The organism is Paenibacillus shenyangensis (assembly GCF_000346635.1).
GTDB classification, from domain to species: domain Bacteria; phylum Bacillota; class Bacilli; order Paenibacillales; family Paenibacillaceae; genus Saccharibacillus; species Saccharibacillus dauci.
In genome coordinates this window covers 15,448-29,594 of sequence record NZ_AOIG01000008.1, presented here as the reverse complement: position 1 = coordinate 29,594, position 14,147 = coordinate 15,448, and the positions used below count along the sequence as shown (strand labels likewise).

14 protein-coding genes and 1 pseudogene are annotated in these 14,147 nt (G+C 45.6%); 5 read left to right on the top strand and 10 right to left on the bottom strand.

Annotation, left to right across the window (positions count from 1 at the left end; translation table 11 throughout):
* Positions 1–72: 72 nt before the first annotated feature.
* Positions 73–702 (top strand): hypothetical protein, encoded by a 630-nt coding sequence (locus H065_RS0106855; protein ID WP_017812288.1) that lies wholly within the window; start codon positions 73–75, stop codon positions 700–702.
* A gap of 178 nt (positions 703–880) precedes the next feature.
* Here the strand turns inward: H065_RS0106855 and cyoE are convergent, their stop codons facing one another.
* The gene (cyoE, locus tag H065_RS0106850; protein ID WP_081604070.1) at positions 881–1,801 is read right to left on the bottom strand and encodes a heme o synthase; all 921 of its coding nucleotides are present in this window, start codon (positions 1,799–1,801) and stop codon (positions 881–883) included.
* Between the two features lie 469 nt (positions 1,802–2,270).
* Entirely contained in the window at positions 2,271–3,524 is a 1,254-nt protein-coding gene (locus H065_RS0106845; protein ID WP_017812286.1) for an MDR family MFS transporter, read from the bottom strand.
* 140 nt (positions 3,525–3,664) lie between these two features.
* On the opposite strand from H065_RS0106845, the gene H065_RS0106840 reads away from it, so the two are divergent.
* The 3 genes from H065_RS0106840 to H065_RS0106830 all read left to right on the top strand — a co-directional run bounded on the left by H065_RS0106840 (position 3,665) and on the right by H065_RS0106830 (position 6,801).
* Positions 3,665–5,425 (top strand): ABC transporter substrate-binding protein, encoded by a 1,761-nt coding sequence (locus H065_RS0106840; protein ID WP_017812285.1) that lies wholly within the window; start codon positions 3,665–3,667, stop codon positions 5,423–5,425.
* A 16-nt stretch (positions 5,426–5,441) separates the two neighbouring features.
* The gene (locus tag H065_RS0106835; RefSeq protein WP_017812284.1) at positions 5,442–6,071 is read left to right on the top strand and encodes an NUDIX hydrolase; all 630 of its coding nucleotides are present in this window, start codon (positions 5,442–5,444) and stop codon (positions 6,069–6,071) included.
* A gap of 214 nt (positions 6,072–6,285) precedes the next feature.
* The gene (locus tag H065_RS0106830) at positions 6,286–6,801 is read left to right on the top strand and encodes a hypothetical protein (RefSeq protein ID WP_017812283.1); all 516 of its coding nucleotides are present in this window, start codon (positions 6,286–6,288) and stop codon (positions 6,799–6,801) included.
* A gap of 165 nt (positions 6,802–6,966) precedes the next feature.
* Here the strand turns inward: H065_RS0106830 and H065_RS0106825 are convergent, their stop codons facing one another.
* The 6 genes from H065_RS0106825 to psiE form a co-directional block, all read right to left on the bottom strand.
* The gene (locus H065_RS0106825) at positions 6,967–7,485 is read right to left on the bottom strand and encodes a GNAT family N-acetyltransferase (protein ID WP_017812282.1); all 519 of its coding nucleotides are present in this window, start codon (positions 7,483–7,485) and stop codon (positions 6,967–6,969) included.
* Positions 7,486–7,553: 68 nt separating this feature from the next.
* Positions 7,554–8,045, bottom strand: coding sequence for a DedA family protein (locus H065_RS0106820; RefSeq protein WP_017812281.1), 492 nt, complete (start codon positions 8,043–8,045; stop codon positions 7,554–7,556).
* Between the two features lie 6 nt (positions 8,046–8,051).
* On the bottom strand, positions 8,052–8,576 hold the full coding sequence (pssA, locus tag H065_RS0106815; RefSeq protein WP_017812280.1) for a CDP-diacylglycerol--serine O-phosphatidyltransferase: 525 nt from the start codon (positions 8,574–8,576) through the stop codon (positions 8,052–8,054).
* A 45-nt stretch (positions 8,577–8,621) separates the two neighbouring features.
* Positions 8,622–9,302 carry a response regulator transcription factor gene (locus H065_RS0106810; RefSeq protein WP_017812279.1) on the bottom strand — a complete coding sequence of 227 codons (681 nt, stop codon included), beginning with the start codon at positions 9,300–9,302 and terminating at the stop codon, positions 8,622–8,624.
* A 57-nt stretch (positions 9,303–9,359) separates the two neighbouring features.
* On the bottom strand, positions 9,360–11,102 hold the full coding sequence (locus tag H065_RS0106805; protein WP_017812278.1) for a sensor histidine kinase: 1,743 nt from the start codon (positions 11,100–11,102) through the stop codon (positions 9,360–9,362).
* A 72-nt stretch (positions 11,103–11,174) separates the two neighbouring features.
* Positions 11,175–11,591 carry a phosphate-starvation-inducible protein PsiE gene (psiE, locus tag H065_RS0106800; RefSeq protein WP_026136075.1) on the bottom strand — a complete coding sequence of 139 codons (417 nt, stop codon included), beginning with the start codon at positions 11,589–11,591 and terminating at the stop codon, positions 11,175–11,177.
* A 314-nt stretch (positions 11,592–11,905) separates the two neighbouring features.
* Here psiE and H065_RS0106795 point away from each other — a divergent pair, with 314 nt between their 5' ends.
* On the top strand, positions 11,906–12,511 hold the full coding sequence (locus H065_RS0106795) for a pentapeptide repeat-containing protein (RefSeq protein ID WP_017812276.1): 606 nt from the start codon (positions 11,906–11,908) through the stop codon (positions 12,509–12,511).
* Between the two features lie 532 nt (positions 12,512–13,043).
* Here H065_RS0106795 and H065_RS28555 read toward each other — a convergent pair.
* Together H065_RS28555 and H065_RS28445 are read right to left on the bottom strand one after the other, a co-directional pair.
* Entirely contained in the window at positions 13,044–13,202 is a 159-nt protein-coding gene (locus H065_RS28555) for a hypothetical protein (RefSeq protein ID WP_443146857.1), read from the bottom strand.
* Positions 13,175–13,644 (bottom strand): annotated as a pseudogene (locus tag H065_RS28445) (arylamine N-acetyltransferase). Before H065_RS28445 ends, H065_RS28555 begins: the two are co-directional and overlap by 28 nt.
* Positions 13,645–14,147: the final 503 nt, after the last annotated feature.

Genomic DNA, 14,147 nt, shown 5'->3' with positions numbered 1-14,147 from the left:
TGGTGCTAAAGCAGAAACAGACATCCCCCCGTCTGTTTCTGTCTATATCCTGTATTGGAGAGGAGATTCCCTATGGATAGCAAACAAAGTGTGATGGATGCAGCAGATCAGCTGTTTACAGGTCGGAGCGGCAGCGCAGATATTCAGCATGGCATATTTCGTATGTATAGTGACTATAGACTGGATGCCAAACGCAAGCTGGCCTGGTACATTGAGATGTATATGAGTATCATGTCCCAGCAGGAATTGAGTCATACGACAGATCGAAGCCTGCGACAGCAGCAGAGTGGAGCAGTAAAGAATACGCCAACTTTGCAGGAAACAGAATATCAGCTCAGTATATTGTTGATTGAGATGATGAATATCGTTATTTATGAAATGAAAGATGAGCATGGTGATCCACTCTGGAATTGGGACCAGCTCAAGCGGAAAATCCGGGTCTCCAATAACAAAGTACTGCTCGAGGCTATCCAGGCTCAGGAGAATCTGTATCGTTCCAAGCTGCTGCTGCATCAGATGAAGGTATCCGACGAGTTTCGCAGGGAGTGCTGGTATTCCTTTCAGCAGATGGAAAGAGAGGTGCTGGGAGAGCAGCATCGATTATATCTGGTGAAGGCCTGGCTTGATTTTATCGAACAGCAGCCGGAATTGGTTGAAGAATGCATGCTGCTGTCCGATCGTACTCACCTATTGCTGCAATAGGTGATACTTCTTCCGACGACTCGTATCTAGCGTTCAATCTGTAGTCAACACAAAAAAGGAAGTACCGATTATAACATCGGTACTTCCTTTTTACTTATCTATTCGGCAGATAGTAATCATTGATTACTTCATACTATACAAAGTAGATGATCAGCATTCCTGAAAAATGCATTCGCTATTACTTGAGCAGCTGTGCGATCAGAGAGTAAGCGATAATGATCAGGAATAGCAATGTGATATGGTTGAGGGAGAAGATGAACATTTTCTTGGCCCAGTCCTTGATATCATCCTTGCGATAGCTGCGTACGCTGAACACCAGCCAGAATAGGCTCAGCAGGAAAGCAACACCTGCAATATAAGGGCTCAGCGGCCAGAACATTACGCTGGATACAATCAGCAGTACCAGGTAAAAGTTCGACTGCACATACGTACGTTTGATACCTTTGACAACCGGCAGCATTGGTACTTCGGCCGCTTTGTATTCGTCAAATCGACGAATCGCAATCGCATAGAAGTGAGGCATTTGCCAGATCAGCATCGTAGCTACGAGTGCCCAGATTTCGAAATGTCCCAGATCACTGGAAATAGCAGCCCAGCCGATCAGTGGAGGTACGGCGCCTGAGATACTGCCGACTTCGGTATTATAGATCGTTCTGCGCTTGGTCCACATGGTATAAGGAACCACGTACAGGAACAGTCCCAGGAATCCGAAGAAAGCGGCGAGCGGTGAACTCAGGTAGAGCAGAATCACGCCCGAGATACTCATTGTAATCCCGATCGTCAGACCGGTTCGGGTATCCATTTTGCCGGTTACGGTTGGCCGTGTCTTGGTCCGTTCCATAATGGCATCAATATCCCGGTCATACAGATTGTTAAAAGCCCCGGCAGAGCCGATGACGAGGGAAGATCCAACAAAGGCAAGAATGATCGCCCAGATATGATCTATAAAAGATACGTTAAAGATGTAGAGCGCCATACTTAACCCGGCGAACATCGCTATAAGATTGGACTTGATAATACCCGTCTTGATCGTAGCAAAAAAGATCGCGGGCATGGAATTCACTTGTGCACTTGCACTTTGGTTTGGTTGATTATTCATCTCTGTATTTGTCACCCGTTTCGATTGTTGTGACTTTATCATAACATTTTAATTTTGAAGAATGGAAATGAAATGACTTTTTTTAAAATTACGTCATTAAATTGTGAATAATTTATTAATTTTTGCCCGGATGGATAGGAATTTAAGCAAAAGTATGCTCAAACATTAGTCAGACATCAAGATAAATTTATTCCCATTTCCACCTGAAAATCAATACATATTCCAACTATTTCTAGTCAGTATCAGATAAAGCCGGATATACATCATATCACCGTAATCAGATATAAAGAAGCAGCTATGCAATCGGGAAAAATAATATACAAACCAAAAGCCCGACTCCACAAAAAGGGAAGGTCGGGCTAAAGCAGCAGACGGATCAAGCCATATTTACAATAAGTGAAGCAGTATTACGAATCAAGAAGCGGTATTACGGATTCAAGAAGTATTCAGGCTATATGTAATCAATATTTTATGAAGCGGAATCCGCTGAGGATCGGACAACAGGGGCTTCGTTCTGCTCTTTGATCGTCAGCCGCTTATGTGCTGCCAGCAGAAAAGGAATACCTACCGCCGTGAGCAGCGCAAGCGGAGCAAAAACGACAATACCGCTCTGTAAGGCAAAACGATCAATCAGCAATCCACCGACTACCGGTGCGACCACGTTACCGATATTGTTGAATCCGATTGTACCAAAGTAAGTGCCTTTCCATTCGGGATGGGCAATCCGGTCGATCAGAATATCCATCATTGTAAATAGCAGCACTTCGCCTACAGTAAAAATAAACACACCGATCATAAAAGCAATCAGACTATGTGCCATGCCGAAAATTAGCAGAGAGATCGATACGAGAATATTGCCAAGAATCAGTGGAACAACAGGACGGAAGCGGCTGACGGTGCGTACTACCGGATACTGGACGATTAGCACAACAGCAGCATTCATCGCCAGCATATAGGAGAAAATGCGACTGCCATTTTCCAAATCGGGAGTCAATGACAAGTACTGTGCGAGCGTTGAACTGAAGTGACCGTAACCAAGTACACAAAAGGTGGTTCCGATCAACACCGGCAGGAATACCCGGTCTCTGCTAGTGATTCGAAAAGCTTCGCGAATCTTAGGCGGTGCAGCAGTCGAGAGAGCAGGCAGCGCAGCGCGGTGGACAGCAAATTGCAGTACCAGTACCAGTCCATACAGAATATACACGAATCCTGCAATCACAAATGGAAAAGTAGACTTGGCTGAGCCCAGCTGCAGACCAAGAATAGGTCCGAATACGACACCGATATTAATAGCGGCATAGCGCAGATTAAAGACTAGCAGCTTGTGATCCGGCGGCGTAGTATCCGATAGCAGCGCGCGGGAAGCAGGTTCAAATACCGAACGGCACAGACCATTTAGTACATTCATAACAAAAAACATCCAGATTGCATGCGCGCCGGCAAATCCGAAAAATACGGCAGCCCAGCAGAACACCGAGACGAGCATTACCTTTTTGCGTCCAATCCGGTCCGAAATATAACCGCCATAGAAGCTGATCGACACACCGGCCAGTGAGCTGGCAGCGACGATAATACCTGTCAGTGTAGCGGATACGCCTAGTGTGGAGGTGAGATAGATAGCGAGGAACGGAATGCTCATTGAAGTGACGAGTCGTCCAAACATCGTCCCGACAATAATCGTCCAGGCCAGAGGATGAATCATTTTGAGGTTTTTTGCGATCATAAGCTACACTCCCATATTTTACAAAGCTTTTATTGAACTGTTATCATTGTAAGAAGAAAAAAGGCGAAGAAAAAGAGTAAGCTTTTGCATCTGCCTTTCACCTTTTATATCAAAAAATAGATAGAAAGGGGAAGAGAGGATTGGATAATGATGCTATTCAGTACTTGCAGCTATATGACAAATTGAATCCCAAACGACTGCATCATACACCACTGTCTGTGACAGTAGCCATGCTGGCAGAAATGCTGTGCTGTACACCGCGTAATGTCAAATTCATTTTGCGGCGACTGGAGAGCAGAAACTGGATTATCTGGCAGCCAGGACGAGGCAGGGGCCATACTTCGCTGTTGCAGTTTCTGTATCCGGATACGGATATGATGGAAGTACGACTCCGGCAGCTGCTGGACAAAGATCGGGTCAAAGAAGCGCTGGAGCTGATCAGTACCTTGGAAGCAGACGAACATAGCCGGGAGAAGCTGTGGAATATACTGCATATATATCTCGGTATGCACAGTGAACAGGAAGAGAGTAACATCCAGGATGTACTGCGGATGATTCGCTATCGTTCGCTGGAGAAGCTGGATACGGCAAATGTATTTACAGCATTTGAAGTATTTATACTACGGCAGATCACGGATACACTGCTGGCATATGATGCAGGTTCACGTCAATTCTTGCCGAGAGTGGCGCATCGCTGGGAACATAATGAAGACCACACGATCTGGACTTTTTATTTGCGTAAAGGAGTTCGCTTTCATAACGGAGCTCTGCTCACTGCCCGGGATGTACAGTATACCTGGCAGAGGCTGTATAAGCAGCAAAGCAGTGCATTGTGGCTGTACCGGGACATTCGTGAAGTGGAGCAAAAGGGAGATCATGTGGTGACTTTTCACCTGCATCGCAGCAATCTGTTCTTTTTGCATCTGATCACGAATGTGTATATGGCGATTCTGCCTGCACACATGGAACAGGAGGAATGTCGCATCGGCAGTGGACCTTTTCGAATATCCGAGCTGACCGCGAACAAGCTGTCTTTGCTGGCATTTGACGATTATTATGGACTGCGCCCGGTGCTGGATCGGGTAGATGTCTGGTTTATGCCGGAACAGGGTCATAATGGCCGCCTCTACCAGCTGAGCGAGCGGGATGATCAGATGGTGAGCCGCCAGATTAATCATCCGGTGCTGGGATGTCGTTATCTGCGTTTTGATTTTCGTAAGCCTGGAATTCAGCATCAACGTCATTTTCGCGAGTGCATCCGTCATCTGTATGATGGACAGAGAATGATGCGCGAGCTGGGTGGTGACCGTATTGCACCAGCCCACAGTCTGCTTCCCTGGAAAAGTGCGGATTATCATGCTGCACAGGAAGGATCACTGGCTGTGGCTGAGCTACTGCTGCGACAGAGCGGATATGATGGCAGCGAACTCGGTATTTCTTTTCTGGATAAAAAAGAAGAGCAGATAGAAGCACAATGGCTGCAGCAGCAGGCTGCCCAGATTGGTCTGCGTCTTCGGCTTCTGCCTTGTACACAAGCTTATGGTACGATGCTATACGGCAGAGATAGAGGAGAAATCATGCTCGGTATGGAAATACTGGAGGATGACTGGGAATGGGATATGATTAATTTTTTTGGCAATGAAGGCAATTACCTGTATCATGCTCTGGGCAATGAGCAGCAGCTTCAGCTGAAAAAGATGCTGGAAGGAATTATGCAGCTGGAGCAGGAGGAGCGTGAGCTTGTCCTGGATCAGGTCGAGCGACTGATGAGAGAAGAGAACTGGGTCATATACGGCAATCATCTGAATCAGCAGGCCTATTTCAATCGCAATCTGTATGGGCTGCATATCGAGTCGTTCGGCTTTCCGAATCTGTCGGCGCTCTGGATCAGGAAGAAATAAGGAGGAGGTATCAGCGATGACAGTTGTAGAGATATTGGATGTATTTAACGAACAGATGCAAAAGACAGGTACAGCTACACGAGAAGAAGTTCATGCTCAGGGATTATGGCATCAGACATTTCACTGTTGGATCGTCTCCGGTTCGGCCGAAACAGGCTGGAAGCTGCTGTTTCAGCTGCGTCACCCGGACAAGGAGACTTTCCCCGATAAGCTGGATACATCCAGTGCCGGGCATTTGATGACAGGCGAGTCACCGGAAGATGGGGTACGCGAACTGGAAGAGGAATTGGGTATAGCCGTGACATTTTCAGAACTGACATACTGCGGTACACACAGGGACGAATATCGTATCTCTGAGCACTATATGGATCGTGAATTTACGCATGTCTATCTATATGTATGTGACCATCCGCTGGAAGACTATCAGGTTCAGCATAGTGAAGTGACAGGATTATTCTGGATCGCAGCCGAGTCATTCCGAGACTTGATCCATGGTAAGTGTGAAGCGGTCACGGCAGAGGGGGTTATTTATCCAGGGGTTGAACAATCTCCGGTCAATCAGCAGCGTTCGGTTGGTCTGGACGACTTCACTGCCAATACAGAAGCCTATTATAATTTATTGTTTCATGCGCTGGGATATAAATAAGCGGAGATGATCTGTATGGTTTATCATAAAGAGGATAATGCTTCCTTTTTTGTGGAAACAAGCGCAATTTATGTAGAAATTCCTGCTTTTTTCTCTATTTATTGTCGATAAACAATATACAATAGAAAATATAGGGTAAATACATCAAAGACATGACTCTTTGTATAGTGAAGAGGCGGCAGAACTGATATCTCTTATGAAGTGGGGGTAAAACATGATTTATTTTATCAAAAAAAATAAAGTGGATCAGCTGCCTGAAGACAGCAGAGAGCTCGATAATCATCTTCAGCAGATGGTCCAGGATAATGAAGCGATTCTGATCGACAGAATACCAGCTGAGATGCAGATGCAGAGTATGGAGCTCCTGCTGGGTAATCCTGCATTCACATTAATTCATATTCAGGAATCTCATATTGATCGTTTTATCCGTTCACCTCTTCATGGTCATGCCAGTGAGGTATACCAGGAATCCCTGGATATCGTGACCAGTTATATACGGGATCTGCAATTCGAGATTGAAAAAGGGGCAGCAGCGCTGGCCAATTACCAGCAGGGCGAAAAAGCGGGCATGGTCAAAGACAGTCTGCGGCGAGCACTCAGCAATCTTGGTGAGCGGCGCGAGGTGACCAGCATGATTCTCCAGGAACTGCATCACCGTCTGGGCAAACAGGCCGAGCGGGAGAACAGCAGACCGAGCGAGCGCTTTACCGATAATGAATGGAATACCTGATCCGGAAATAGCAGATAGCTATACAAAATAGACACCGTCCGATCCTCTCTTGTAGAAGAGGTGATTGGGCGGTGTCTATTATTGTTATTTGGACGTATATTCCGGGAAATTTGCAGTGAGCATAGAGCATAAATCGCTGGCACGGAGTATAGACATTTATTGAAGTTAGCGGCTGCGCAGCGAACCGAGCAGCAGACGCAGCGGCTGCCATGGCTGTGGATCTTCCACAGGTTCTACATCCAATTCCATCACTTGACCCGTAAATGTACCGACATCATCCGTTTCCCCTGTAGATCTGAAGCCGAGCGATTGGGCAAAACGCTGGCCTGCTCGATCTTCCGGATGAATACTGATCATTACCTTTTCATAATGGAAGCGCTGGTGCAGATAATCCAGCAGCAGCGGGAAGAACTGGCGACCATAACCTCTGCCCTGAAATTCGGCATCGATCATAAAGCGTTCAATCCATAGACTGTCACTCTCTTCGCAGTACCAGCCATACATCGCGTAACCGACCAGCATGATACCATCATACAGACAGACCGACGTCGCATTGTATTCATATTTGGATTCAGCGAGCGAAAAAGCATTGCTCTCCATATAGGGACGCTGGGCTTCTGTAACCTGTAGTGCAGCTGCTGCCCGCCAATTCATCCCTGTTACTTCCTTGATCATCAAACTCATGTGACCCAATCCTTCTTTCCATTCATTTTCCCCTTTTGAATGGGTTGGTATCGCAGTAGAGGCGGTAGTCAAGCGACTACCTTTAACCCCACGACATATCCGATAGAAATAAATAATACGGTCCATACGACAGCACCGATGGTACAGATCAGCAAATATTTGCGGAAAGGCATAGCACTGATTCCGGCAATATAACCTGCTGCATGACGAACTCCCGGCACAAAGTAGGAAAAGAGCACGGTCCAGATGCCGTAACGGACAAACCACTTCTGTACCCGGTCAAACCGCTTGGGATTCAACCCAATCCATTTGCCGTATTTGTCCACAACCCTGAACCCAAGCTTGTTGCCTATGATATAACTGACCAACATTCCGGCAACCGAGCCTATAAAGCTGAACAGGATGCACAGAAGGTAATTCAGTACACCCGTCGAAGCCAGATAGCCGATAAACAGCATGAGTGTCTCATCCGGTATAGGCAGACCGATAATGCCAAGCGCAAGCAGTATTGTAATGGCGATATAACCGTACTGGGCGATATATTCTGCAGCCAGGTCCATACGTATTCACTTCCTCACCATTTTATTTTTGAAGGCGGGAAATGGGATGCGGCTGATCATCAGCAGCGACATCACGGCCATTAATATAATGCTCCAGTAGCTGGGCAGATCGGGACCGGACAGGGAGGACAGTGCAAGCAGTGTCCCCGCAGCAGTAATAGGCAGCCCGGTAAATCCGTTAATCGAGCCGGATATATTAAATCGTGCCAGCCGCAGTGCACCGCAGATCACGAACAAAATAACGGCTGGCGGACCGAGCCAGCGGTCATCGTCCAGCTGGTATAGCAGCACGAGCATAGCAGGAGCTGCACCAAACGAGATCAGATCGGCCAGAGAATCCAGCTGTTTGCCAAATTCACTTGTGCAGTGGAGCAGGCGGGCGAGCAGTCCATCCAGTACATCAAAAACAGCTGCCATGGCAATCCAGATCAGTGCCAGTCGGTAATGTCCATTAACAGTAAGTAGTAGTGAAGCTGTTCCTGCACCCAGATTCAGTACAGTGCACAGCGTAGGTAGCCATGTCGGGTTCATAAAAATTGTTTTCCTTTCTTGGTGCAAAATGGCGGCATCCATCCATCAGGATGTCAGTTCAAACCGGTACCCTGTACCAATCACGGTGCGAATATGACGCGACTCGTAGCCGAGCTTGGCACGGAGCTTTTTGATATGGGAATCGACTACCCGGGTATCGCCTTCAAATTCAAGACCCCATACCCGGTTCAGAATAGAATCCCGGGAAATAACGATATTTTTGTTCTGAATAAGCAGCAGCAGTAGATCGTATTCCTTGGGAGTGAGTTCAACCTGGGAGCCGTCGACTTCCAATCGGTGAGCCAGTGTATTGAGAATAGCAGAGCCGAAAGTAATCATATGCCCCTGAGGCTGATAATTTTCTGTTACCCGCTTCATAAGCGAATTGGCACGGGCGATCAGCACTTTAGGACTGAATGGCTTGGTAACATAATCGTCTGCACCCAGTTCAAATCCGAGTACTTTATCCTGATCTGCGGATTTGGCAGTCAGCAGAATAATCGGGACTCCCGAACGGGTACGCACCTGACGACACACTTCGAATCCATCCATCCTGGGCATCATAATATCAAGTATGACCAGTTCAGGCTGCAGTGTATCCAGCCATTCTAGGGCGTCGGGGCCATTATCTGATTGATGCACTTCCCAGCCATCCTGTTCAAAGTAATCCGATACCACTTCGCGTATTCGAGCTTCATCTTCGATCAGAAGCACTTTTCTTGCCATCGTGCATCCCTCTTTCTATACTGTAATATCCATTATCGTTCTATACCGTAACAGCCTTTATCGTTCAAAAATGATGGAGAAGCAGACACCCTTTTCCCGATTGCTTACTTCATAACGGAACCCATGCAGATCCAGAATCTGCCGTGAAATGGATAATCCGAGGCCGGTTCCGCCGGTCTGGCGATTGCGTGAAGCTTCTCCACGATAGAATCGCTCCCAGATCTGGACCAGCTGATCTTCCGGTATCGGTTCTCCTTTATTCTCAACAGAGAAGCGAGTAGATTGCGGATCGCTAACCATTTCGATAACAATCGTACTGCCTTCGTCCGCATGACGGATCGCATTCACAATGAAATTACGGATGACCTGCTCAATCCAGTCCGGATCGGCGATAACAGGAAGCTCATTGACCGGAATAATCATAATTTCCAGCTGACGAGCCTGTAACAGATGCACCAGCCGATCTGCGACCTTCTCGGTCAGCTCGCTGAGCATAAAGGAAGTCTTGTGCAGCCGGATCGTTCCCGATTCCAGCCGTGCCAGATCGAGCATATCCTTGATCAGCATTTCCATTTTGTCTGCTTCTTCAATAATGACGGAGATATAATGATCCTGTTTATTGATATTAACCCCGTCCTGCAGTCCTTCCGCAAAACTTTTGACAATACTGAGCGGCGTTTTCAGTTCATGGGAAGCATTGGTGAAAAAACTCTGCTGCATCATCTCGATTTTTTGCTTTTGCTCCATGTCCTGCTGCAGCTGCTGATTGGCTTCCTGAAGCTCACGCAGCGCCCGATCCAGACTGATCGACATCGTGTACATGCTGCTGGCAAGACTGCCCAGCTCATCATTTTGCCTGACAGGAGGCGGGTCTGTGCTAAAGTCCAGCTTGACGATCCGTTTGGCCATAGCATTCAATGCAATCAGCGGCCGCGTAATAATTTTGGAGAAAAACAGTGATAAAATCAGGATCAATACAAAACCGCCGATGCCCAGATAAAGATAGAACCAGCGCAGCGCTTCGGTCGTATCGCTGATCTCCTGCAAGGATGTAAGCGCAAAAAGCAGCTCTACTTGCTGATTGGGGCGCTGTACCGGCTGAATCATAATGACATTGTGTGTTCCACTCCAGGACTCGGTCCATTCATATTGCAGCGGCTTCATCGCTAGCAACTGTTCGCGCTGGTTATCCGTTAATGGAAAAGCATGATACAGTGCTTCCATCAGCAGTCCCTGCCGCTGATTCCAGTTTTTGGGCGTAGGCAGTACAATCTCGGTCACTGTACCTGAGATATCAGGTGAATATAGTGTCGTACGCGGTTGATGTCTTTCGATTTGTTCCGGCGTAAATACAATTTGCGACCGGGCAATCTGAGTATCTACATTACCCCATAGATCCAGTTTGTCACCTGTGCGAATATTGAGTGCGCGATAGGAATCGCCATACAGATTCATATAGAGCGAGAGGGAGACAGAGACTTTTTGCCCGTTATCCTTGCGCAGCACCAGGTGAAATGGATCTTCCAAGACCAGCTGTCCGTCCATATTTACAATTGTCAGCTGACTTTTGTTGCGATTCATAAACCGCAGTACCTGATTGGATATCTGCTTGGAATTATCTCCCGATCCGGTATAGACAGCCGCGAGCTGCTCCAGATCGTTTTCTGCCTTGTTGACTTTGTGTTCTTCATAAAAGTTATTAAAAAACAATAATTGACTAAGAATAACCATCCCGTAAAAACATACAAAAAACAGGACAGTCATTAGAAAAAGCTTAAAGGTAATACTGCGATTTTTCATGAATTCTCCTTCATCTGAGCGATATTCCGGATACGTCTGCATCTTTCTAAGAATACCACTGGATCAGTGGAATTAGTGATCTTTTCGCACGACACGGGTATTGGCCAGGAATAATGAGCCAATGAGTACCAGAATAGCCATCGACCACCAGAAAGTGCTGAGCGCCTCGTCATGATCCACGATAATCAGCCGTACAATCGCCGTAATCCCGATATAGATAAAATAGCGCAATGGGAAGTGGAAGTTGGACTTGAAATATTTGACGATCAGAGCGATAAATTCAAAATATAAAAAGAACACAAGCAGCTCGTCGGTGAAAGCAAAATAACTGTCGATTTCTTCAGACGACAGAAAAACCGAAGAGAAAATACTCCATGTCTCCTTCATCAGCAGTACACTCAGTACAATCGCCATTAGAAATAGGCTAATATTCAGTACAATTTGCAGCAGTTCCGGCAGTTTCCGTGTCTGCATCATAATAAATTTCATTTTCATTGTTCATCTCTCCTGTGAGCTATTCGCTTAGCTCATTGATTAACTAACTTTATTGTAAAGGTACGGTTTGTCCTCCATGTGTCCTATACAATACCGCTTTTATAAAATTAATGAAGCAACAATACATCATTTCAAAGTATATACAGGCTGATTTGTAATTGACTTTGCTGGTAGCTTATGCAGGGGCTTGACACCTATATGGTATTATAGAAACGCGAATGTACTGATTTTAGTATCCTGTTCATCAACGATGAAGCTGGAAATGATCAGACAGTATATATACCAGAACAGGGCACAGGAGGAACAATATGTATCAGTATAGTGATCAGAAATATGAATCGGTTCGTTTTGATGGACAGGATCTGAGATACGGAGAGATTGTACGCTGTACATTTCAGAATTGTACATTTATGAATACAGCCATGGACGAGATCGATACCAGTCACTGCCGGTTTATCGAATGTGATTTTCGCGGAGTGACGCTGAATGGATCGATTCATACGGAGTCTGCGTTTGAGAACTGCCGGTTTGATGGAGCGAATCTGTTTGCTGCCAAATTCAGCATGTGCAAAATGACCGGTTCGGATTTTGCCGGCGCGCAGATGGATGGTATTACACTGAATGGGGGAGACTGGGCATACACCAATCTGAGCCATATCAAGCTGGGGCGTCAGGATCTGCGAGGCATCCGGTTCTATGAAACCGACTTTTCCAATACCGATCTTGCCAAAGCAGATTTGCGCGATTGTGATATGACCGGAGCCAGTCTGACAGGGACCAAGCTGCAGGGAGCCGATCTGCGTGGTGCAATATTGGAAGGGATTGATCTGAAGTCGATCAATGTGCAGGGTGCACGGATGGATCGGGAGCAGGCTGTTCTGTTTATGCGGTCGTATGGTGCCAAGGTAGACTAAGCATTTAGCACATTTGACGCATTTTGCATGTTTTGAGGGTTGGGCGTTTGTTGTAGGGAGGTATTACTGCAAATGGTTATGTAGGGGGTCTATGTAAGATAGAAAGAAGTGCTGGTTGGTGTTCTTGCTTCATCCACTCCAGAAAAGAATAAGAGCATGTCCTCCGGTTAAGCCTGGAGATCCTCGAATGGGTATTGGAAATGAGGATCTCCAGGCTTAAATGTCGTCCATTGCTCTTATTTCTTTTCTTGCGTTCAGTGCAGGGAAGTAGGTTTGCCCATTATGCTTGTACGCTTCAGGCTGCATTTTTTGAATATTCCTTTATAAAGGATAGAGTATCCAATTTAATGACATGAACTAACTTACTCATCAAAATAAACTAAACATGCTTATTTGATAATGTGTCTTTTGCAAAACCTTTGTGATTTACCTTATTTGGCTTGTAGCTGGTAGTTATCATATAAAGGCACTACATGTATATAATTCGATAAGGGGTGTAATTTTATTTAAAATACCTCAGATTTTAAGCTTTTTAATGGTTTAGAACCGTATAGGAATGATCGGTTAGTGTCATGCTGCCTGTCTCCGTGCAGCGAGTAAGGAGCACCGACTTATTGAATTTGGAATCGGGGTGCTGTCGAACCAACTGCTGAATATCGTTTACTACTGGTTCATTAATAATAACCTCCAACCGGAAACGATAGCATATCTGCCAGTCAGGGCTTTGGTATAGCTGTTTTGATTGAGTATACAATATCCATCTTCTTTTGTAATGCTGAACTCACCGTTACGGCTGACCACAATATCGCCATTTAAAGGAACAGCGCGCAAAGGCAAACGGATGCCAAATCCATTATCGATAAGATACTGCTGATCGTTATGTTGCAGAATGATCATTATGTGCGAATTGTCCATGCTTAACCAGTCTCCAAGTACTGCGTCATAGACTTGCCCCTGTACAAGCGATACATTCATATCTTGGGCGGATAGAACATAGTACAGAAGTGTATTAGCTCATAACAGAGACCGCCACTACGATTCAGCAATAGCCGCTCTAGCAGCGAGTCACGATCAATCGTATATGCATCCTCTACAAGTAATCTTCGATTCTCAAACGGCAGTACTAACGCCATTTGTTCCAAAAATTCGTTCAGTTGCTCGAACTGCAAAGGTTCATTCGATAAAGCTCCTTCATCCATATGTAATCATTTCTCAAACAGCGAAGTGATTTTTTTATGTAATTTTCTCCTTTGGGTTATGATTCCTATTATAAACGTGATTTTTTTTAATACGCGAATATTTACGTAAACTACATAAACAACTCATTCTCTTATGTGAACTGATATAGCCAAACTTAATAAGCAAATAGGAGAATACAAGAATCAAACATTAATGCTTTATGCCGGAATAGCTCATATTACCGATTCTGCAGCTTGTTGGATCTGAAAATAAAAAAGCACCAACTCGATTGTGAACTGCACCCCCAAATGTTCATTAGTTTAACCGAGGGGTTTTCTAATGTCCATTTTAAGGGGGCAGTTCAATTTGAGTTAGGGTGCTTTCATGGTAGACGAGTTAATTAATATAAGCATAATGAACAGTTACAACCTTGAGTTTTAGCAGAATTGATATTTAC